Source organism: Streptococcus sp. HMSC077D04 (assembly GCF_001808785.1).
Taxonomy (GTDB): Bacteria; Bacillota; Bacilli; order Lactobacillales; family Streptococcaceae; genus Streptococcus; species Streptococcus mitis_BX.
In genome coordinates this window covers 18,831-41,076 of the sequence record NZ_KV794510.1, presented here as the reverse complement: position 1 = coordinate 41,076, position 22,246 = coordinate 18,831, and the positions used below count along the sequence as shown (strand labels likewise).

The following is a 22,246-nucleotide window of genomic DNA, read 5'->3' as shown; positions in this document are numbered from 1 at the left end:
CAAGGATGACTTTCTGAAGGAGCAGATAGAAATTTTAACAAGCATTGATAATAGAGAATAAGAGGAAGAAAAATGGCATTTGAAAGTTTAACAGAACGTTTACAGAACGTCTTTAAAAATCTACGTAAAAAAGGAAAAATCTCTGAATCTGATGTCCAAGAGGCAACCAAAGAAATTCGCTTGGCCTTGCTTGAGGCCGACGTTGCCTTGCCTGTTGTAAAGGACTTTATCAAGAAAGTTCGTGAGCGTGCAGTTGGGCATGAGGTCATTGATACCCTTAATCCTGCGCAACAAATTATTAAAATCGTTGATGAGGAACTGACAGCCGTTTTAGGTTCTGATACGGCAGAAATTATCAAGTCACCTAAGATTCCTACAATTATCATGATGGTTGGTTTGCAGGGGGCTGGTAAAACAACTTTTGCTGGTAAACTCGCCAACAAACTCAAGAAAGAAGAAAATGCTCGTCCTTTGATGATTGCGGCGGATATCTATCGTCCAGCTGCCATTGACCAGCTTAAAACCTTGGGACAACAGATTGATGTACCAGTTTTTGCTCTAGGAACGGAAGTTCCAGCTGTGGAGATTGTACGTCAAGGTTTGGAACAAGCCCAAGCCAATCATAACGACTATGTCTTGATCGATACGGCAGGGCGTTTGCAGATTGATGAGCTTTTGATGAATGAGCTTCGTGACGTGAAAGCCTTGGCTCAACCAAATGAAATTCTGCTCGTTGTTGATGCCATGATTGGTCAGGAAGCAGCCAATGTTGCGCGTGAGTTCAATGCTCAGTTGGAAGTGACTGGGGTCATCCTTACCAAGATTGATGGCGATACTCGTGGTGGTGCTGCTCTATCTGTTCGTCATATTACTGGAAAACCAATCAAGTTCACTGGTACAGGTGAAAAAATTACAGATATCGAAACCTTCCACCCAGACCGTATGTCAAGCCGTATCCTCGGCATGGGGGATATGCTTACTCTTATTGAGAAAGCTTCTCAAGAATACGATGAGCAAAAAGCCCTTGAAATGGCTGAGAAGATGCGTGAAAACACCTTTGATTTCAATGATTTCATTGATCAGTTGGATCAGGTGCAAAACATGGGACCAATGGAAGACTTGCTCAAGATGATTCCAGGTATGGCTAACAATCCAGCCCTTCAAAACATGAAGGTAGATGAACGCCAGATTGCTCGCAAACGTGCTATTGTGTCTTCAATGACACCTGAAGAACGTGAAAATCCAGATTTGTTAAATCCAAGCCGTCGTCGTCGTATTGCCTCAGGTTCTGGAAATACCTTTGTCGAAGTCAATAAATTTATCAAGGACTTTAACCAGGCTAAACAGCTCATGCAGGGTGTCATGTCTGGGGATATGAACAAAATGATGAAGCAAATGGGAATCAATCCAAACAACCTTCCTAAAAATATGCCAAATATGGGAGGAATGGATATGTCTGCCCTTGAAGGAATGATGGGACAAGGTGGTATGCCTGACTTATCAGCTCTAGGAGGAGCGGGAATGCCAGATATGAGCCAGATGTTTGGTGGTGGACTAAAAGGTAAAATCGGTGAATTTGCTATGAAACAGTCCATGAAACGCATGGCTAACAAAATGAAGAAAGCGAAGAAGAAACGCAAATAAAAAAGGAAAGCAGAAGTGCTTTCCTTTTTGATATAACATATGTGCTTTCTATGATTAGGCAATTTTCTTAATCGAAAAATTGACTAAATAGAAAGAGAGATTTCAAATCCTTGCGTCCATTCGGATTTTACTGTGATTTCGATTTTTAAAGCATCTGCTAATTGTTTGACTAGATAGAGCCCCATACCTGTTGATTTTTTCCTTGTATCACCTGAATCACCTGTAAAGCCTTTTTCAAAGATATGAGGGAGGTCACAAGCTTTAACTCCGCAACCATTATCCCTAATAATCAGACTTGTGTGCCCCTTATCTTTTGACATAGAAATACTGAGTTCGGGCTTGTCAGAGCTATATTTAAGGGCGTTGGCGAGGATTTGAGAGAGGATAAATTCAAAACTGCGTTGATCGGTGTAGCAGATTCCTTGTATGTTTTCTAACTTAATCGTAAATTTCTTTTCTTTGAGCAAGGGATCAAAGTTTTCCAAAAGATCTTGGATACACTCTTGGAGGTCAAGGTCTTCAAATAGAAAATCATTTTTTTCACTTTTCACCCTGTAATAGAATAGTATCTGTGATACATTTCCTTGGATTTGATTTTTCACATAGTCCAACTTAAAAGTTGTATCCTTTGGCAACTGGTCACTTTGATTGTCCAAAAGGAGGGAAAGAAGCGATAGAGGGAGTTTGATTTCATGAGCCCATTTTTCAACATAGTCCTCGTATTCGGCTAGTAATGAGTTGAGCTTTCCTATTTTCGCTTGCCTTTGGTAAAGCGCATTTGCGATTTCTTCGATGTTTTCTTTCTCTGAGGCACTTGATAAACGCAATAATTCCAGCTCAGTATCGACCTTGGGATTGGCTATGAAGGCTTTATAGGCAGCGGATTTTTTTCTTTCTTTTCTTATCAGTAGGAATGATAGGATGAAAAAGAGTAGGACAGTAGCTAAAAGATAGAGAATGATGAGGGCTTGAAACTTTCTCACGTCTGAAAGCCAAAGCAGGACAGCTGTGAATAGATCAAATGCTAAGAGAACAAGTAACCAAGGCAGATAGGTAGCCAAATATTTAGGATTCTGTTTCATATTCCCTTTCCTCTTCCAATTTGTAACCGATGCCTCTGACGGACTTGACTTGAAGTGCAATACCAGCCTGTTTCATCACCTTTTTGAGTCTTGCAATATTTACTTGAAGGGCATTTTCATCGATGAACTCAGTTGTATTCCACAGTTTCATGCTTAGTTCTTCTTTTGTGACGACAGAATCAGTTGCCACTAATAAAGTTTCTAACAATTTCCCTTGATTTTGGGGAAGTAAAATCGAGTGTCCATTGATATAAAGGGTATAGGTCTGTCTATCCAGCAGAAAATTATCTTTTTCAAGTAGATTTTGTCTGCCTTCATAGCGTTTCAAGATATTTTCTATACGTGCCAAAAATCTTTCTTTCTTGAAAGGCTTTGTTAGATACTCATCTGCCCCTAATTTTAGGGCGTAGATTTCATCTTTTAATTGTTCACGGGAAGTGAGAACCAATATAGGGACAGAGCGTTTTGACTTGAGATTTTTACAAATTTGAAAACCTGTTTCTCCTGGCAAATTCAAATCCAGCATGATTAGATCTGTATCGTATTGCAGCACTTGCTGGCTTGTATCTTTGAAGTCAGTCAACTTATCAACTTGATAACCCGCTTTCTCTAACAAGATAACAATTTCATCTCGAATCAAGGCTTCATCTTCAATAACCAGAATATGCTTCATATCGGTTCCTCCTTTTCCTATTTTATTCTACCTTATTCATCTCTTTTGGGTTCCATTAATGACAATAAGTACTTGTTGCTATTTTTCTTTACAATTCTGATATAGATGACTTCAAAGCCAGCTAACAGCAGTACTATCAGCATGGCTGTGATAAATTTCTGCCCCATAACCATTCTTGCGCTAGCGGGCACTATTCCTGTGAGGAGGGAGCTCACTCCGAAGCTACTACTGATAAGTGCAAGGGCTATTGGTAGACCGAAATACCAGTTGACTTGCTTTTCTGACGATTTACAAAGAGTTTCGTAGTTGGCACCAAGATGGATTAAGGTCTGGTATCGTCTATAGGATTGTCTTTGTCCCATCAAAAACTGAACGCCAATAATTGTATTTGCGACAACAAGGAAGATGATAGACAGATAGATGGTGACATAGCTGGCAGAGATAATGTAAAACAATTGTCTTCCCATATTTTGTATATAGCTTTCATAGCCAAGAGAGGTTTGATTTAGCTTTTCATTGGTATCTGAGATAGCTCTCATCAAGCCTTTTTCCTTGACTAGCTCAGGAGCCAAGATACCGCTAACATAGTTCGAATAGCGACCGTCTGTATAGCTCATAAAAATCTCATCTGGAACTATGAGAGCGACAGAGAGGGTTATCTCATGATCCGTTACGATTGGCAAAGACTCCACTTCGCCAATCAATTTTACATCATTTCCCATGACTTTGATTTGAGGCTTTGTCTTTAGGACAGAGTTGACGAGACTTTCATCTGGCAGAAAATCTTTCCCCATATACAAATATGCTTCCTTATTAGTTAGTTCTAGAGGAGGAAGATTGGCAGCCTTTCTAAGTTCATTGTATTCGGAAACTGGTATAAGGTGGGAATTAGTAGACTGTTTAAATTTATGGAGCAAAATTTCCTTGTTCTTGTTGTCTTTTTGATTTTTAAACTCCTTGATGACCTCTTCGAAGGACACGGATTCGTGTTCTTTAGTTTGGCCTACTTTAATTTGCAGAATCTTTGAAAACTGTGATACTAGCCCGGCAGCTTCAAGCTCTTTTTTAACTGCATTTACATCAAGATTTTCATCTGTTTCCTGCTTACTATCTCTAAATGTATAATCCAATACGTGGGTTTGATTGCCTGGATTGCCGCTTGCAATGGCCACACCTGCTCCAAAGAGGCACAAGGCAGAGAAGATTAAGAGGGAGCAGACAGCTAGTATAGTTGAGCGTTGGATAACTAATTCCTGAATCTGTCTAAAATTATAGGCATGAAGTTTTCGATTGTTTCCAAGCTTGACCAAAAAGTCTATAAATAAACGCATACCAAAGAAGAGTAGGATAGTTCCCAGAGTTCCTAAGAGAACGGTGATGCCCATTGTTATGACATTTTCCCAAGCTCGTCCACTCATACCCATGTAATAGGCTGTTCCTAGAAGCAAAATTCCGAGGACAGAAGCAAGAAGGTACACCCCCTTGGGGAGTAGTTTCTTCATCCCAGAAGGAGAATAGGCGAGCAGGTTTCCGATTTCCATATTGGCAGTCTTTGCACTTAAAAGGACAAAAACAGCTAATTTTACGGCTAGGAAGCCGATGACTGTATAGAGTAGAGCTGTGGTAGATAGAGAAAATTGATGTTCAATAATCCCTAGTCCCACAATTTTAGCGGTTATTAGGCTAATCAATTCTGAAATTAAGATGGAAATAGGAAGGCCTATTCCAAGGGCAAGGACACTGTTTCTCAAATCCTCGAGTAGGAGCAGTAAGAAGAGTTTGCTTCTTCGCATGCCCAGTGTGAGATAAACACCAAATTCATGTTTTCTTCTTTCCATCTGCATACTGCTTGAGAAGTAAACTAGAAAAAAGAGAATAAAGAGCGTTGCTACATAAAGAATGGGAATCATGCTAAAGAGTTTATTTACAGCGTCACTTTCTATTTGTTTTAGAAAGTGCATCACATCTTGATGAGTCAAAGAAAGGATGATGTAAAAGGAGATAATAGACAGAACCATAGAACTGAAATACAGGCCGTTATTTTTTCGATCTCTTTTGCTATTTCTTGAGACTAATTTAGAAAACATTACCATCACCTCCAGCTAGTGCAGCCATGACCTTTAGTATTCTGTGATAGAAGTCTTCTTGACTTTCTCTTGGATAATCGCGACGGATTTCATGGAATAGTTTTCCATCTTGGATAAACAAGATGCGGTTGCAAAAGCTAGCTGCTACGGAATCGTGGGTCACCATGAGAATGGTGGTTTCTTCCACTTGATTCATTTCGGATAATTTTTGCATCAAAATGGTCGCATTTTTTGAATCCAAAGCTCCTGTGGGCTCGTCCGCAAATACAATCTTAGGGTCTAAAATTAAGGCGCGCGCAGCAGCTACCCTTTGCCGTTGACCACCTGATAATTGAGAAGGGAACTTATCCAGAAGTTCAGAAATATCCAGATATTGGGAAAGTAATTCTAACCGAACCTTGCTTTCGTTGGCATCGACCTTGTGCAAAGATAAGGGAAGTAAAATATTTTCTTTGGCAGTCAGATTGTCCAAGAGCTCAAAATTCTGGAAGAGATAGCCAATTTCCTTGCCTCTATAATCTGCTAATTGGCTCCCTTTTAACTGACCTAAATACTTTTCTTGCATTTGAATGGAACCGTCAGTTGGCTTGATGATTGTGGCTAGACAGTTAAGAAGAGTTGTTTTCCCAGAACCGCTACTCCCCATAATTCCTAAGAACTCACCTTTTACAACTTGAAAAGATATGCTATCCAAGGCTTTGGTAATATTGGGACCTTTCCCATAATACTTTTTTAATGATTCTACTCGTAAAATTGTGTCCATGTGAAACACCTCCATTTTTTGTTACTTTCATTATAATATGAATCAGAGTAGAATAATACTTACGGATGATGTAAGAAATCTTTATCGCTGACTTTTATAATCAGGTTATTGGAGCTATACTTACTATATTATAGCATGGTTTTAAGGATTTAAAAAGAGAAGTAGGGGGGAGGGATTCCTACAACCTTGAAACCATCGAATTTCAAAATTTAAAGAAAAACCACTGAAGTTCATGATCCAGCGGTATTATCTTACAGGAAAATCTATTTCCGTTCTTATTTTCTATAGTTACTTCATTGAAATCTGACAAAGAATAATTGTAGCAAGCTAGTTTTAAAGAGTTCTCTTCAGCCTACACTATTTTTTATCCAAAGATAAATCTCACTATACGATTACTGGCTTTCTCTTTTGCCTTATTAATATCATCTTTTTTCCAATATGGCTTTACATCACTGCCATAAGTTTCTACAAGAGCAGTCGCTAAGGGATAAATGCTATTAACATAGCCTAATTTACTCTTTTGTGTTGTAGATACCTTTGTTCTAAACCATTGATTTCCAATTGTTTATAACCAATAAAACAGTAAGAGAATTTGATTTTATTGTTTTTTTTGATTTATAATTATAATAGGTTAGGTTTGTATAGTATTAAATTTCCGGAGGATACATGGATGCCAAGAGAAGGAGTGACTATTTACGATTTATTAATTTCTTGCCCTGGGGATGTTACTGGCTATCTTCAATTAATTAAGGAAGCTGTTGATAATTTTAATAAACTGTATGGTAGTTCGAATAATATACAAGTATCAATCAAGCATTGGTCAACGGATAGCTTTCCTGAATCAGGTGATAAACCACAGGAATTATTAAATAAGCAAATTGTTAGGGAATGTGATGCAGCTGTTGCTATATTTTGGACAAGATTTGGTACTGCAACAGATAATTATGGATCCGGAACGGAAGAAGAAATTGAGGAGATGCTATCAGCTGACAAACAAGTTTTTATGTACTTTTTAGAAGCTCCGATAATTCCGTCTAATATAGACATTAAGCAATATGAAAAAGTGCAAGAATTTAAAGAAAGATATAAAGATAGAGGGATATTTTTTATAGTTAAAGATGAGATTGATTTTCAAAGGCTTTTTACAAATCATCTATCACTTTATTTTTTAAAATTAATTTCAGAAAAAGAAACTTATCAAAACGAAAATATAAAACCGTTTTTGACAATAAGGGATAAAAAAACATTATCTGACGAAAATATTTTACCTAAACAATTTAGTTTACTGGAGTCAAAATTTATTAATGAAAAGCAAAGTAAGATTAACGAATATATAGATGAACTAAACAGTACCGTAATTTCTGAAGAAGCAGATATATTAGAAGATAAAAGTAAAATGTTGACTATGCCTTCAAAAGAAGATGCGAATGTTGATTTTCTTTATCAAATAGCTGATTCTGTGGCCATTAGTGATAAATTCAAATATACTATAAATGATTTCGCTAAAGAAAACCAAATCAAACTACATGAAAATTTTTGGTATTTAGGGAATTTAATGAAACATAAACTTCAGGTACAAATTCCTTTCGGTAACAGTGGTCCTTCGTATATAGGGTCTGACAAGGAAAAGAAACGCTTTTCTAAATTAAACAAATTATATTGGGAAATAATATCTTACAAAGAGTACATTGAATATTTCACATACATAGATAACATTAAATTTGTCGAACTAATCGTTTCTAACTTAGGTAAAACATATGATGAAGATATCGATATAAAACTGATGGTACCAAAAGGTTGTCTATTAAAACATAATAACTTACTTTATCCAGGGGAGAACATAATTGAGGAGATACAGGAAATTGAGTTAGATGAATTTCTATTTAAAATTAAAGAAAGTGACTCAGTTGATGCTTACGCTTATTTTCAAATAATCCCATCAAATATAGAAAGAATTAATATTAATCCACTTATCGCATATACTACGAGACCTGGTTATGAAGATCAAAAATACAACTATCAAAACTCTTTAGAACACATATTTATATATAAAAATTTTACAAATTCAGAATTTGATATTTTAAGATTTGGCATTGAGTATTTGAAACATAACTCCTCAATGGCATTTCCATCGATACTAATGTTTGAGAATGTTCCTCAAACGATTGAATATGAGATTACTTCAAAATATATACCGGATGTAGTGAAGGGTAAGATACATTTAAAAATTGATTAATCAGGGTTTATTGTTTAACTGTTTATGAAGGTTTAATAGAAATATATTCAGAAACTTGATGTAGCGATGAAATAATGAATGAAGAAAATGATTTGATTAGTGGGGTTTAATTTAATAATAATTTTTATCGTATTTATGAATTGTCTGAAGATAATAGAGACTATGCTAGAATTGTTAGCGAGTCTAAGAAAGGTATGTATATAGAAAGTACCAAAAAGGTTAAAATGATATTAGGTTTAAATACTGAAAAATAGTTTTTGTTGTTAAATTGTTGTTAAAGCAAAATAAAAAGCCTTAGAAATATTGATTTCTAGGCTTTTTTTAACTCATTAACTCTATTCCCACTCAACTGTTGCAGGTGGTTTACTTGTAATATCGTAGACGATACGGTTAACATGATCCACTTCATTTACGATACGCACAGAAATCTTTTGAAGAACTTCCCAAGGAATTTTGGCAAAGTCAGCAGTCATACCATCGATAGAGGTGATGGCACGGATTGCAATCGTGTAGTCATATGTACGACCGTCACCCATAACACCAACTGAACGAACGCCTGTATTAACAGTGAAGTATTGCCAGATATCACGGTCAAGACCTGCTTTAGCAATTTCTTCACGAAGAATAGCGTCTGACTCACGAACGGTTTCTAGTTTCTCTTCAGTGATTTCACCCATGACACGGATAGCAAGTCCTGGTCCTGGGAATGGTTGGCGCCATACGATGTGGTCTGGCATACCAAGCTCTGTACCAAGGGCACGAACTTCGTCCTTGTAAAGAGTGTTGAGTGGCTCGATCAGTTCAAACTGCATGTCTTCTGGAAGGCCACCAACGTTGTGGTGAGACTTGATAGTTTGAGCTGTATCTGTACCAGACTCAATCACGTCAGTGTAAAGTGTCCCCTGAGCAAGGAATTTCACATCTTTGAGCTTGCTTGCTTCGTCATCGAATACATAGACAAACTCATTACCGATAATTTTACGTTTTTGTTCTGGGTCAGAAACGCCAGCAAGTTTATCAAGGAAACGTTTAGCTGCGTCTGCTTTGACGATATTCAAACCAAACTTACCACCAAGCATGTCCATAACTTGGTCCGCTTCTCCTTTACGAAGGAGACCGTGATCCACGAAGATACAGATCAATTGATCGCCAATCGCTTTTTGAAGAAGAACCCCAACGACAGATGAGTCAACCCCACCTGAAAGGCCAAGAAGGACACGTTTATCACCGACGGTTTCACGGATTTTTTGGATCTGCATATCGATGAAGTTATCCATTGTCCAGTCGCCTTTAGCTTTACAGATGTTAAGGGCAAAGTTACGAAGGATATCATTTCCGTATACAGAATGACGAACTTCTGGGTGGAATTGAATACCGTAAATGTGTTTATCTGGATTTTCGATTGCTGCGTATGGGCAGTCAGCTGATGTACCTGTACGAACAAAGTCAGAAGGAATCTCAGTAACCGCATCACCATGGCTCATCAGAACAGTCTGTTCATCAGGTGTTGATTCAAAAAGAGCTGATGGTGTGTGAGTAAGAGTTGATTGACCGTATTCACGATTCCCAGCGTCACCTGCAGGAACAACTTTTCCTCCAAGTTTATGAGTTAATAATTGCATACCGTAACAGATTCCCAAAATAGGAATTCCGAGTTCGAAGATTTCTGGGTCAATATCGAATGAACCATCTTCGTATACAGAGTTTGGACCACCTGATAGGATAATTCCTACAGGGTTGATTTCACGAACTTCAGCAGCTGAAATTTTATGGCTTTTTAGTTCTGAAAAAACACCAATCTCACGGATACGGCGTGAAATCAGCTGGTTGTATTGGCTACCATAGTCCAATACGATGATTTTTTCTACATCTTGCAAATCAGTTGAAATGTTGCTCATCTTTTTCCTTTCTCAAAAGAAATATCTTTTTTCAATATTCTATCACAAATAAGGGCGAATTACCAACTAAACAAGGCGAAGTTTGACTTTTTCTAGTTTATTGGGGTACAATAGAGAAAAGATAGAAATGAAGTGAAAAATATGCTACCCGCTTATATGAAAATCCATGATCAGATTAAAAAGGATATTGACGAACACCGTTGGGCAATTGGTGAGAGACTTCCTAGTGAACGAGACTTAGCAGAGCAGTTTGCGGTCAGTCGCATGACCCTCCGCCAAGCCGTATCTCTATTAGTCGAAGAAGGCGTCTTAGAGCGCCGCGTAGGAAGTGGCACCTTTGTTTCTAGTACTCGGGTACAAGAAAAGATGCGAGGAACAACAAGTTTTACTGAAATTGTTAAGTCCCAAGGTAAAGTACCCTCTAGCCAGCTCATTTCCTACAGAAAAACCATTCCCAATGAGCAGGAAGTTGCAAAGTTAGGAATTTCTCCAACGGAGAATATTATCCGAATGGAACGGGTCCGCTATGCCGACCAAGTTCCTCTAGTTTATGAAGTTGCTTCTATTCCTGAAAAATTCATTAAGGACTTTAAAAAAGAAGAAATCACCAGTCATTTCTTCCAAACATTGCAAAAACATGGCTACCGTATTGGTAAATCACAGCAGACCATCTATGCTCGTCTTGCTAAAGAAAAGATTGCCCACTATTTGGAAGTTGAAAAAGGACATGCTATTCTTGGGCTAACTCAGGTTTCCTACCTAGAAGATGGTACTGCATTTGAATACGTAAAAAGTCAGTATGTAGGCGAACGCTTTGAATTTTATCTTGAGAATAACTAGTCTAGAAAGGCTAGTTTTTTGCTTTCTTAAAAGATTAGAATTGTCAAAACAATCTGTCTAGGCTTGATTTTATGGCTTATTTACTATAAAATGAGAAGGAAAAACGTCAAACTTTTATATTGCAAATAGGAGAAAACATGACAAAAACATTAAAACGTCCTGAGGTTTTATCACCTGCAGGGACTTTAGAGAAGCTAAAGGTAGCTGTTCAATATGGAGCAGATGCTGTCTTTATCGGTGGTCAGGCCTATGGTCTTCGTAGCCGTGCCGGAAACTTTACTTTCGAACAGATGGAAGAAGGTGTCCAGTTTGCTGCCAAGTACGGTGCCAAAGTCTATGTAGCTGCCAATATGGTTATGCACGAAGGAAATGAAGCTGGTGCTGGTGAGTGGTTCCGTAAACTGCGTGATATCGGGATTGCAGCAGTTATCGTATCTGACCCAGCCTTGATCATGATTGCAGCGACTGAAGCACCAGGTCTTGAAATCCACCTCTCTACTCAAGCAAGTGCAACTAACTATGAAACCCTTGAGTTCTGGAAAGAACTGGGCTTGACTCGTGTCGTTTTGGCGCGTGAGGTTTCGATGGAAGAATTAGCTGAAATCCGCAAACGTACAGATGTTGAGATTGAAGCCTTTGTCCACGGAGCCATGTGTATTTCTTACTCTGGTCGTTGTACTCTTTCAAACCACATGAGTATGCGTGATGCTAACCGTGGTGGTTGCTCTCAGTCTTGCCGTTGGAAGTATGATCTTTATGATATGCCATTTGGGAAAGAACGTAAGAGCTTGAAAGGGGAAATCCCAGAAGCATTTTCAATGTCAGCTGTTGACATGTCCATGATTGACCATATCCCAGATATGATTGAAAATGGTGTGGACAGTCTGAAGATTGAAGGTCGAATGAAGTCTATTCACTATGTTTCAACAGTAACCAACTGCTACAAGGCGGCTGTGGATGCATATCTTGAAAGTCCTGAAAAGTTTGAAGCTATCAAACAAGACTTGGTGGATGAGATGTGGAAGGTTGCCCAACGTGAATTAGCAACAGGTTTCTATTACGGTACACCATCTGAAAATGAGCAGTTGTTTGGTGCTCGTCGTAAAATTCCTGAGTACAAGTTTGTTGCTGAAGTGGTTTCTTATGATGATGCGACACAAACAGCAACTATTCGTCAACGGAACGTTATTAACGAAGGCGACCAAGTTGAGTTTTATGGCCCAGGTTTCCGTCATTTTGAAACGTATATCGAAGATTTACATGATGCCAAAGGCAATAAAATTGACCGCGCTCCAAATCCAATGGAACTCTTGACTATCAAGGTTCCACAACCTGTTCAAGCTGGAGATATGGTTCGAGCTCTCAAAGAAGGACTTATCAATCTTTATAAGGAAGATGGCACCAGCGTCACAGTTCGTGCTTAATAAGCATGCAGGAGACGAAAGCTTTCTAGTTGCTTTCCCTTTAATCCTACTTACTAAAGAGCATTAGGTTAAAGAAAATATATTAATTTCCATCCGAGATGTCATCTCGGATTTTTCATTATTTTTCAGAAAGACCTAGATAATGGAGGGATTTGTTACAAGTTTTTTCCAAAGTTTTCTATATAATAGACTTAAAAATAGTAAAATTGTAAATAATTTTCATTAAACGCTTTCAACGTAAGTAAAAAGTTGACAAATCCAATTTTTAGGACTAAACTAAGTAAGTAAATTTTAATTAAAAGGAGAATTCGTCATGAATTTAACATTTTTCGGTCTATGTCTTGCCTGTATGGGTGTATCTCTTGGTGAAGGTTTGTTGATGAACGGTTTGTTGAAATCAGTTGCTCGCCAACCAGATATCATCTCAGAACTACGTAGTTTGATGATCCTAGGGGTTGCCTTTATTGAAGGTACTTTCTTCGTTACTCTTGTCTTTTCATTTATCATCAAATAAAAGAAGTATAAATTGAAAAAGGGAGGATTTTAGATGGAAGAAAGTATTAATCCAACCATCAATATTGGTCCTGTTACCTTTAATTTAACCATAGTAGTTTTGACTTTGTTGACTGTAGCACTTATTTTTGGCTTTATTTATTGGGCAACTCGAAATATGACTTTGAGACCCACAGGAAAACAAAATGTATTAGAGTATTTATTTGATTTTGTTGTTGGATTTACAAAATCAAACCTTGGTCCAATGATAAAGGATTATTCTCTCTTTTATTTCTGTTTATTCCTATTTATGGCCATTGCAAATAATATTGGCTTAATGGCTAGAATTCAGACTACAGATGGTGTAAATCTTTGGACCTCACCAACAGCAAATTTGTCATTTGACTTGGTCTTGTCTTTTACAATTATCTTAATGACCCACGTAGAAGGAATTCGTCGTCGTGGAATCAAAAAGTATTTAAAAGCATTTGTAACACCAGGTTTTATGACACCAATGAATCTCTTAGAAGAAGTTACCAATCTCCTTTCACTTGCATTGCGGGTATTTGGTAATATCTTTGCAGGGGAAGTGATGGCAAGTATGTTAGTCCTACTTTCTCATCAGGCCTTCTATTGGTATCCTATTGCTTTTGGAACAAATCTAATCTGGACTGCATTTTCTGTTTTTATTTCTTGTGTACAAGCATATGTATTTACATTGTTATCTTCAATGTACCTAGGAAATAAAATTAATGATGAAGAATAGAAAGGAGTAGTTTATGAATGTAACAGTAGGTGAATTACTTGGTGATTTTATACTAATCGCTGGTTCCTTTATTCTCTTGCTAGTCTTGGTTAAGAAATACGCTTGGTCAAATTTGACTAGCATTTTCGAACAAAGAGCAGAAAAAATTGCAGCAGATATTGACGGAGCTGAACAAGCACGTCAAAAAGCAGAAGTATTGGCTCAGAAACGCGAAGATGAATTGGCTGGTAGCCGTAAAGAAGCTAAGACAATCATTGAGAATGCGAAAGAAACAGCTGAGAAAAGCAAAGCTAGTATTTTAGCAGATGCTAAGCTAGAAGCAGGACGCTTGAAAGAAAAAGCGAACCAAGAAATTGCTCAAAATAAAGCTGAAGCTTTACAAAGCGTTAAGGGTGAGGTAGCAGATTTGACAATCAGCTTGGCTGGTAAAATCATCTCACAAAACCTTGACGGTCATGCCCATAAAGAACTCATTGATCAGTATATCGATCAGCTAGGAGAAGCTTAATGGACAAGAAAACAGTAAAGGTAATTGAAAAATACAGCATGCCTTTTGTCCAATTGGTTTTAGAAAAAGGAGAAGAAGACCGTATCTTTTCAGACTTAGCTCAAATCAAGCAAGTTGCTGAAGAAACAGGCTTACCTTCTTTTTTAAAAAAAGTGGCAGTAGACGAGTCTGACAAGGAAAAAACGATTGCGTTCTTCCAAGATTCAGTGTCATCTTTATTGCAAAACTTTATCCAGGTTCTTATCTACAATCACAGAGCAAATCTTTTTTATGATATTCTTGTAGATTGCTTGAACCGACTTGAAAAAGAAACAAATCGATTTGAAGTGACGATTACGTCATCTCATCCTTTAACAGATGAACAGAAGAGTCGCTTGCTCCCTTTGATTGAGAAAAAAATGTCTCTCAAAGTAAGGAGTGTAAAAGAACAAATCGATGAAAGTCTTATTGGTGGTTTTGTCATTTTTGCCAATCACAAGACAATTGATGTGAGTATTAAACAACAACTTAAAGTTGTTAAAGAAAATTTGAAATAGAAAGTGGTGTTCTTTTGGCAATTAACGCACAAGAAATCAGCGCTTTAATTAAGCAACAAATTGAAAATTTCAAACCCAATTTTGATGTGACTGAAACAGGTGTTGTAACCTATATCGGGGACGGTATCGCGCGTGCTCACGGCCTTGAAAATGCCATGAGTGGAGAGTTGTTGATTTTTGAAAACGGCTCTTATGGGATGGCTCAAAACTTGGAGTCAACAGACGTTGGTATTATCATCCTAGGTGACTTTACAGACATCCGTGAAGGCGATACAATCCGCCGTACAGGTAAAATCATGGAAGTCCCAGTAGGTGAAAGTCTGATTGGTCGTGTTGTGGACCCACTTGGTCGTCCAGTTGACGGTCTTGGAGAAATCCACACTGATAAAACTCGTCCAGTAGAAGCGCCAGCTCCTGGTGTTATGCAACGTAAGTCTGTATCAGAACCATTGCAAACTGGTTTGAAAGCTATTGACGCCCTTGTACCGATTGGTCGTGGTCAACGTGAGTTGATTATCGGTGACCGTCAGACAGGGAAAACAACAATTGCGATTGATACAATCTTGAACCAAAAGGGTCAAGATATGATCTGTATCTACGTAGCGATCGGACAGAAAGAATCAACAGTTCGTACGCAAGTAGAAACACTACGTCAGTACGGTGCCTTGGACTACACAATCGTTGTGACAGCCTCTGCTTCACAACCATCTCCATTGCTCTTCCTAGCTCCTTATGCTGGGGTTGCCATGGCGGAAGAATTTATGTACCAAGGTAAGCATGTTTTGATCGTTTATGATGATCTTTCAAAACAAGCGGTAGCTTATCGTGAACTGTCTCTTTTGCTTCGTCGTCCTCCAGGTCGTGAAGCCTTCCCAGGGGATGTTTTCTACCTTCACAGCCGTTTGCTTGAGCGCTCAGCTAAAGTTTCTGATGAACTTGGTGGTGGATCTATTACAGCCCTACCGTTTATCGAGACACAAGCAGGAGATATCTCTGCCTATATCGCAACCAACGTGATTTCAATCACTGATGGACAAATCTTCCTTGGTGATGGTCTCTTCAATGCGGGTATTCGTCCAGCCATTGACGCGGGTTCATCTGTATCTCGTGTAGGTGGTTCTGCACAAATTAAAGCCATGAAAAAGGTTGCTGGTACACTTCGTATCGACCTTGCTTCATACCGTGAGTTGGAAGCCTTCACTAAGTTTGGTTCTGACTTGGACGCAGCAACACAGGCTAAGTTGAACCGTGGACGTCGTACAGTTGAAGTATTGAAACAACCTGTTCACAAACCATTACCTGTTGAGAAACAAGTAACCATTCTCTATGCTTTGACACATGGTTTCTTGGATACTGTTCCAGTAGATGAAATTGTTCGTTTTGAGGAAGAGTTCCATGCCTTCTTTGATGCTCAACATCCAGAGATTTTGGAAACCATTCGTGATACAAAAGACTTGCCAGACGAAGCAGTCTTGGATGCTGCGATTACAGAGTTTCTCAATCAAACCAGCTTCCAATAAGAATAGAGGTGTCAGATGGCAGTATCTCTAAATGATATTAAAACAAAAATCGCCTCAACAAAAAATACGAGTCAAATCACTAATGCCATGCAGATGGTATCAGCTGCTAAGCTAGGTCGTTCTGAAGAAGCTGCTCGCAACTTCCAAGTTTATGCTCAGAAAGTTCGTAAACTTTTGACGGATATTCTTCATGGTAATGGAGCCGGCAGTTCAACCAATCCGATGTTGATTAGTCGTCCAGTTAAGAAGACAGGTTATATCGTCATTACTTCAGACCGCGGTTTGGTTGGAGGCTATAATTCTTCTATTTTGAAAGCCGTTATGGAGCTGAAAGAAGAATACCATCCAGACGGTAAAGGTTTTGAAATGATCTGTATTGGTGGAATGGGAGCTGATTTCTTTAAGGCTCGTGGTATTCAACCACTTTATGAACTACGTGGCTTGGCGGATCAACCAAGCTTTGATGAAGTTCGTAAGATTATTTCAAAAACAGTTGAAATGTATCAAAATGAACTTTTTGATGAACTCTATGTCTGCTACAACCACCATGTCAATACGCTAACTAGTCAAATGCGTGTGGAGCAAATGCTTCCAATTGTTGACTTGGATCCAAATGAAGCAGATGACAGTTACAGCTTGACCTTTGAATTGGAAACTAGCCGAGAAGAAATTTTGGAGCAGTTATTGCCTCAGTTTGCAGAAAGTATGATTTACGGGGCTATTATCGATGCTAAGACAGCTGAAAATGCTGCTGGTATGACCGCCATGCAAACAGCGACAGATAATGCTAAGAAAGTCATTAATGATTTGACAATTCAGTATAACCGTGCCAGACAGGCGGCGATTACACAAGAAATTACAGAAATCGTAGCAGGAGCTAGTGCCTTAGAATAGGCACTAGTCTAGCTCGTATGAAAATGAACTTAGGACCTAGTTAAGCTAGGGACCGACAGTATCTTATATAGAATAGGAGAAGGAGATGAGTTCAGGTAAAATTGCTCAGGTTATCGGTCCCGTTGTAGACGTCTTGTTTGCAGCAGGGGAAAAACTTCCTGAGATTAACAATGCACTTGTCGTCTACAAAAATGACGAAAGAAAAACAAAAATCGTCCTTGAAGTAGCCTTGGAGTTGGGGGATGGTATGGTTCGTACTATCGCCATGGAATCAACAGATGGTTTGACTCGTGGAATGGAAGTATTGGACACAGGTCGTCCAATCTCTGTACCAGTAGGTAAAGAAACTTTGGGACGTGTCTTCAACGTTTTGGGAGATACCATTGACTTGGAAGCTCCTTTTACAGAAGATGCAGAGCGTCAGCCAATTCATAAAAAAGCTCCAACTTTTGATGAGTTGTCTACCTCTTCTGAAATCCTTGAAACAGGGATTAAGGTTATCGACCTTCTTGCCCCTTACCTTAAAGGTGGTAAAGTTGGACTTTTCGGTGGTGCCGGAGTTGGTAAAACTGTCTTGATTCAAGAATTGATTCACAACATTGCCCAAGAACACGGTGGTATTTCAGTATTTACTGGTGTTGGGGAACGTACTCGTGAGGGGAATGACCTTTACTGGGAAATGAAAGAATCAGGTGTTATCGAGAAAACAGCCATGGTATTTGGTCAGATGAATGAGCCACCAGGAGCACGTATGCGTGTTGCCCTTACTGGTTTGACAATCGCTGAATACTTCCGTGATGTAGAAGGACAAGACGTGCTTCTCTTTATCGATAATATCTTCCGTTTCACTCAGGCTGGTTCAGAAGTATCTGCCCTTTTGGGTCGTATGCCATCAGCCGTTGGTTACCAACCAACACTTGCTACGGAAATGGGTCAATTGCAAGAACGTATTACATCAACCAAGAAGGGTTCTGTAACCTCTATCCAAGCTATCTATGTGCCAGCGGATGACTATACTGACCCAGCGCCAGCAACAGCCTTTGCTCACTTGGATTCAACAACTAACTTGGAACGTAAGTTGGTACAATTGGGTATCTATCCAGCCGTTGACCCACTTGCTTCAAGCTCACGTGCCTTGGCACCTGAAATTGTTGGAGAAGAGCACTATGCAGTTGCTGCTGAAGTAAAACGCGTTCTTCAACGTTACCATGAATTGCAAGATATCATTGCTATCCTTGGTATGGATGAGCTTTCTGATGAAGAAAAGACCTTGGTTGCTCGTGCCCGTCGTATCCAGTTCTTCTTGTCACAAAACTTCAACGTTGCGGAACAATTTACTGGTCAGCCAGGTTCTTATGTTCCAGTTGCTGAAACTGTTCGTGGCTTTAAGGAAATACTTGATGGTAAACACGACCACTTGCCAGAAGATGCCTTCCGTGGTGTAGGTTCTATCGAAGATGTGATTGCAAAAGCTGAAAAAATGGGATTTTAAGAGGTGATCTATGGCTCAGTTAACTGTCCAGATCGTGACACCAGATGGTCTCGTCTATGATCACCATGCCAGCTTTGTATCAGTTCGAACTCTGGATGGTGAGATGGGAATCTTGCCACGACATGAAAATATGATTGCAGTTTTAGCAGTTGATGAGGTTAAGGTTAAACGTGTAGATGATGAAAATCACGTGAACTGGATTGCAGTGAACGGAGGCGTTATCGAAGTTGCCAATGGCGTTGTCACAATTGTTGCTGACTCTGCAGAACGTGCTCGTGATATCGACGTTAGTCGTGCAGAACGTGCCAAACTTCGAGCAGAGCGTGAAATTGAAGAAGCACACGACAAACACTTGATTGACCAAGAACGTCGTGCGAAGATTGCACTGCAACGTGCCATTAACCGTATCAATGTCGGAAAAAGACTATAAGAAAAAATGAACTTGAGTTACCAAGTTCATTTTTTATGTTTTCTTAGGGAGCAAAACTGATGCAAAATTAGAATTGTCTAGAGATATAAAAGATAATTAAAAGATTGCATAGTTCAATTTGCGTAGCAGAAATCATACAAATAAAATTGATTATAGTAAAATAGAATTAGAATTATTAAGAAAGTTGGTTCTTTATTGGAAACGATAGTATTTTCAATCTCTGTTTTTCTAGCAGGGATCTTGTCCTTCTTTTCCCCTTGCATTTTCCCTCTGTTACCTGTCTATACTGGTATCTTATTGGATGATCAGGATAGTGCAAAAAGTTTTTCATTATTTGGGAAAAAAGTTGCCTGGTCAGGTTTGATTCGAACACTTTGCTTTATTGCAGGTATCTCTCTCATTTTCTTTATCTTAGGATTTGGTGCTGGTTACTTTGGTAATATTCTCTATGCAAATTGGTTTCGATATGTCATGGGAACAATTATTATCATTTTGGGCCTTCACCAGATGGAAATTTTTCATTTTAAGAAATTAGAGGTTCAAAAAAGCTTTACCTTTAAAAAATCAGATTCTAATCGTTATTGGTCAGCTTTTTTACTTGGTATTACCTTTAGCTTTGGTTGGACGCCTTGTATTGGGCCGGTTTTAAGTTCTGTCTTAGCACTTGCGGCTTCTGGAGGTAATGGCGCTTGGCAAGGAGCTATCTATACTCTTATTTACACTCTGGGAATGGCCATTCCCTTCTTGGTCTTGGCTCTAGCTTCAGGCGTAGTGATGCCTTATTTTAGTAAACTCAAGCGCCATATGATGCTACTGAAGAAAATTGGTGGTTTACTCATTATTTTAATGGGAATTTTGTTACTATTAGGACAAGTAAATGTTCTAGCTGGTATTTTTGAATAAAGGAGAAAAAGATGAAAAAAGTAATGTTTGCTGGCTTAAGCCTCTTGTCACTAGTTGTATTGATGGCCTGTGGCGAGGAAGAGACTAAAAAGACTCAAGCACCAGAACAATCCCCAAAACAACAGCAACAAACGCCTGTACAACAAATTGCTGTTGGAAAAGAGGCTCCAGACTTCACCTTGCAATCTATGGATGGTAAAGAAGTTAAGTTATCTGATTATAAGGGGAAAAAAGTCTACTTGAAGTTTTGGGCTTCATGGTGTGGTCCATGTAAGAAAAGTATGCCTGAGTTGATGGAATTAGCTGCGAAACAAGATCGTGATTTCGAAATTCTTAGTGTCATTGCACCAGGAATTCAAGGTGAAAAAACTGTCGAGCAATTTCCACAATGGTTCCAAGATCAAGGATATAAAGATATCCCAGTACTTTATGACACAAAAGGAACCACCTTCCAAGCTTATCAAATTCGAAGCATTCCTACAGAATACCTGATTGATAGTCAAGGAAAGATTGGAAAGATTCAATTTGGTGTCATCAGCAACGAGGATGCAGAAGCAGCCTTTAAAGAAATGAACTAGAATCAAGATTTTAAAATAGTATTTATACAATCAATCCCCTAGATTTTAGATAGTATTAATCTAAGATTTAGGGGATTTTTGCTATCAATAAATTAAGTTTAAAAAAGAAGGGAGTTCTGTATTATACAGATTCCCCTTCTTTTTCTTTAAACATAATATTTATTTTTTAGCTTTAAGAAGTTTATTATATCATAGCTTCTCGTTGATAAAGCGGATAAACTGATTCCACCAAACTTTTAAGAAGAAGGCTTTTTCTACTTTCTTTTCTGCTACCATTTCAAAACTAGGACGTTCTGTGGTGATGTAACCTTGACCAATCAAGTCTGAGTCTTCATAAGTCAAATGTCCAACCACTGTTCCGGCTTCAAGTGGTGCTGGAATTGCCTTAGAATCAGGTGTGAATTGAACAGATTGAGAAGATTGATTCCCAATACGTTCAATTAGAGAAATATCATCTTTAGCAACAGCAGTGACTGTATCTTCTTTTCCGTCTTGTACAGGGACTTTGCTATCTTGATAGGCATCACCTTTCTGAACGATTTTGCGAAGTGTGAATGTAGAAGAGATATAATCCATTAGTGAAGATGTAGCTGTGAAGCGAGCGTAAGGATTATTGTCATGATGATCCGCATTCAAAACAACTGTGATAACCCTCATGCCTTTTTCGACAGTAGTACCAACAAAAGACTCTCCAGCCTTATCTGTGGTCCCTGTTTTTAATCCATCAAAACCACCGCGATAAGCAGGCATACCCTCTAACATGTAATTGGTAGAAGTGATTGCCATTCCAGCAAAAGTAGAAGAAGGTTTTTTCGTGATTTCTAAGACTTGTGGGTATTTTTTGATGAGGTTGCGAGCAACGATAGCGACATCATAAGCACTGAGCTTATTTTCCTCATCTTTTTTAGAGCCTGGGTAAATGTTATCACCTAGACTCTCATTGTTAAGACCCGTCGTATTGATAACAGTGGCATCCTGAATTCCCCATTCTAAGAGTTTTGCCCGCATCATATCGACGAAATCTTTTTCTGAGCCAGCAATTTTCTCAGCTAGCGCAATAGCCGCACTGTTGGCGCTAGATACCAGGGTTGCCTCAAGTAGTTGTTCGACGGTATAATTACGAGCTTCCATAGGAACGTTACTCGCTTCAGAATTTGTCGTTAATTTGTAAGGGTAATCAGAAATATCTACCGGAGTTGATAGTGTAATACTGCCGTTTTCCAAGGCTTCATAGACAAGATAAACAGTAATTAACTTTGTGATTGAAGCAATTTCAACTGGCTGGGTTGCATCTTTCTCATAGAGAATTTTACCAGTATTCGCCTCAACAGCAATTGCATGTTTAGCAGCAATATTAAAATCTTGGGCAGCAACAGTAGATGCTGAGCCAATAACGGAAAGGCTTAAAAGAGTTAAAATTATTTTTTTCATAGTAAGTTTATTCTATCATAAAGAAAAAAATATTCCCAGTTTCATGATA

20 protein-coding genes are annotated in these 22,246 nt (G+C 38.6%); 14 read left to right on the top strand and 6 right to left on the bottom strand.

Annotated features, from left to right (window positions below; genetic code table 11):
• Nucleotides 1-72: 72 nt before the first annotated feature.
• Entirely contained in the window at nt 73-1,644 is a 1,572-nt protein-coding gene (gene ffh / locus HMPREF2701_RS01950; RefSeq protein ID WP_070481974.1) for a signal recognition particle protein, read from the top strand.
• Nucleotides 1,645-1,727: 83 nt separating this feature from the next.
• Here the strand turns inward: ffh and HMPREF2701_RS01945 are convergent, their stop codons facing one another.
• Genes HMPREF2701_RS01945 through HMPREF2701_RS01930 form a run of 4 tightly spaced genes read right to left on the bottom strand, consistent with a single transcriptional unit; the run spans nt 1,728 to nt 6,249 of the window.
• Nucleotides 1,728-2,726, bottom strand: a complete 999-nt coding sequence (locus HMPREF2701_RS01945; protein ID WP_070481971.1) for a sensor histidine kinase — start codon at nt 2,724-2,726, stop codon at nt 1,728-1,730.
• Nucleotides 2,710-3,399 carry a response regulator transcription factor gene (locus HMPREF2701_RS01940; RefSeq protein ID WP_070481969.1) on the bottom strand — a complete coding sequence of 230 codons (690 nt, stop codon included), beginning with the start codon at nt 3,397-3,399 and terminating at the stop codon, nt 2,710-2,712. Before HMPREF2701_RS01940 ends, HMPREF2701_RS01945 begins: the two co-directional genes overlap by 17 nt.
• Before the next feature lie 32 nt (nt 3,400-3,431).
• A complete protein-coding gene (locus HMPREF2701_RS01935) occupies nt 3,432-5,486 on the bottom strand; it encodes an FtsX-like permease family protein (RefSeq protein ID WP_070481966.1) in 2,055 nt (684 codons plus the stop codon).
• Nucleotides 5,476-6,249, bottom strand: a complete 774-nt coding sequence (locus HMPREF2701_RS01930; protein WP_061590098.1) for an ABC transporter ATP-binding protein — start codon at nt 6,247-6,249, stop codon at nt 5,476-5,478. Before HMPREF2701_RS01930 ends, HMPREF2701_RS01935 begins: the two co-directional genes overlap by 11 nt.
• Nucleotides 6,250-6,919: 670 nt before the next feature.
• Here HMPREF2701_RS01930 and HMPREF2701_RS01925 point away from each other — a divergent pair.
• Nucleotides 6,920-8,485, top strand: coding sequence for a hypothetical protein (locus tag HMPREF2701_RS01925; protein ID WP_070481964.1), 1,566 nt, complete (start codon nt 6,920-6,922; stop codon nt 8,483-8,485).
• A 335-nt stretch (nt 8,486-8,820) separates the two neighbouring features.
• Here the strand turns inward: HMPREF2701_RS01925 and guaA are convergent, their stop codons facing one another.
• Nucleotides 8,821-10,383 carry a glutamine-hydrolyzing GMP synthase gene (gene guaA / locus HMPREF2701_RS01920; RefSeq protein WP_049511085.1) on the bottom strand — a complete coding sequence of 521 codons (1,563 nt, stop codon included), beginning with the start codon at nt 10,381-10,383 and terminating at the stop codon, nt 8,821-8,823.
• Between the two features lie 141 nt (nt 10,384-10,524).
• On the opposite strand from guaA, the gene HMPREF2701_RS01915 reads away from it, so the two are divergent.
• The 12 genes from HMPREF2701_RS01915 to sdbB all read left to right on the top strand — a co-directional run bounded on the left by HMPREF2701_RS01915 (nt 10,525) and on the right by sdbB (nt 20,766).
• A complete protein-coding gene (locus HMPREF2701_RS01915) occupies nt 10,525-11,223 on the top strand; it encodes a GntR family transcriptional regulator (protein WP_000936191.1) in 699 nt (232 codons plus the stop codon).
• A gap of 137 nt (nt 11,224-11,360) precedes the next feature.
• Nucleotides 11,361-12,647, top strand: a complete 1,287-nt coding sequence (locus tag HMPREF2701_RS01910; protein ID WP_000169061.1) for a peptidase U32 family protein — start codon at nt 11,361-11,363, stop codon at nt 12,645-12,647.
• 313 nt (nt 12,648-12,960) lie between these two features.
• Nucleotides 12,961-13,161 (top strand): F0F1 ATP synthase subunit C, encoded by a 201-nt coding sequence (locus HMPREF2701_RS01905; RefSeq protein ID WP_001054558.1) that lies wholly within the window; start codon nt 12,961-12,963, stop codon nt 13,159-13,161.
• A gap of 33 nt (nt 13,162-13,194) precedes the next feature.
• A complete protein-coding gene (atpB, locus tag HMPREF2701_RS01900) occupies nt 13,195-13,905 on the top strand; it encodes a F0F1 ATP synthase subunit A (protein WP_000392870.1) in 711 nt (236 codons plus the stop codon).
• Between the two features lie 13 nt (nt 13,906-13,918).
• On the top strand, nt 13,919-14,413 hold the full coding sequence (gene atpF / locus HMPREF2701_RS01895; protein ID WP_001103468.1) for a F0F1 ATP synthase subunit B: 495 nt from the start codon (nt 13,919-13,921) through the stop codon (nt 14,411-14,413).
• Complete coding sequence (locus HMPREF2701_RS01890; RefSeq protein WP_070481962.1) at nt 14,413-14,949, top strand: F0F1 ATP synthase subunit delta; 537 nt, start codon at nt 14,413-14,415, stop codon at nt 14,947-14,949. The genes atpF and HMPREF2701_RS01890 overlap by 1 nt, the downstream gene beginning before the upstream one ends.
• 14 nt (nt 14,950-14,963) lie before the next feature.
• Entirely contained in the window at nt 14,964-16,469 is a 1,506-nt protein-coding gene (gene atpA / locus HMPREF2701_RS01885; protein WP_070481960.1) for a F0F1 ATP synthase subunit alpha, read from the top strand.
• Nucleotides 16,470-16,484: 15 nt separating this feature from the next.
• Nucleotides 16,485-17,363, top strand: coding sequence for a F0F1 ATP synthase subunit gamma (locus HMPREF2701_RS01880; RefSeq protein WP_000301224.1), 879 nt, complete (start codon nt 16,485-16,487; stop codon nt 17,361-17,363).
• Between the two features lie 85 nt (nt 17,364-17,448).
• Nucleotides 17,449-18,855 carry a F0F1 ATP synthase subunit beta gene (gene atpD / locus HMPREF2701_RS01875; protein ID WP_000094357.1) on the top strand — a complete coding sequence of 469 codons (1,407 nt, stop codon included), beginning with the start codon at nt 17,449-17,451 and terminating at the stop codon, nt 18,853-18,855.
• A 10-nt stretch (nt 18,856-18,865) separates the two neighbouring features.
• Nucleotides 18,866-19,285 carry a F0F1 ATP synthase subunit epsilon gene (locus HMPREF2701_RS01870; protein ID WP_049486910.1) on the top strand — a complete coding sequence of 140 codons (420 nt, stop codon included), beginning with the start codon at nt 18,866-18,868 and terminating at the stop codon, nt 19,283-19,285.
• 195 nt (nt 19,286-19,480) lie between these two features.
• Nucleotides 19,481-20,188 (top strand): thiol-disulfide oxidoreductase-associated membrane protein CcdA2, encoded by a 708-nt coding sequence (gene ccdA2 / locus HMPREF2701_RS01865; RefSeq protein ID WP_049486909.1) that lies wholly within the window; start codon nt 19,481-19,483, stop codon nt 20,186-20,188.
• Between the two features lie 11 nt (nt 20,189-20,199).
• Complete coding sequence (sdbB, locus tag HMPREF2701_RS01860) at nt 20,200-20,766, top strand: thiol-disulfide oxidoreductase-associated lipoprotein SdbB (protein WP_049486908.1); 567 nt, start codon at nt 20,200-20,202, stop codon at nt 20,764-20,766.
• A 189-nt stretch (nt 20,767-20,955) separates the two neighbouring features.
• Here sdbB and pbp3 read toward each other — a convergent pair whose 3' ends face one another.
• Nucleotides 20,956-22,197 carry a D-alanyl-D-alanine carboxypeptidase PBP3 gene (gene pbp3 / locus HMPREF2701_RS01855; protein ID WP_070481958.1) on the bottom strand — a complete coding sequence of 414 codons (1,242 nt, stop codon included), beginning with the start codon at nt 22,195-22,197 and terminating at the stop codon, nt 20,956-20,958.
• Nucleotides 22,198-22,246 lie beyond the last annotated feature (49 nt).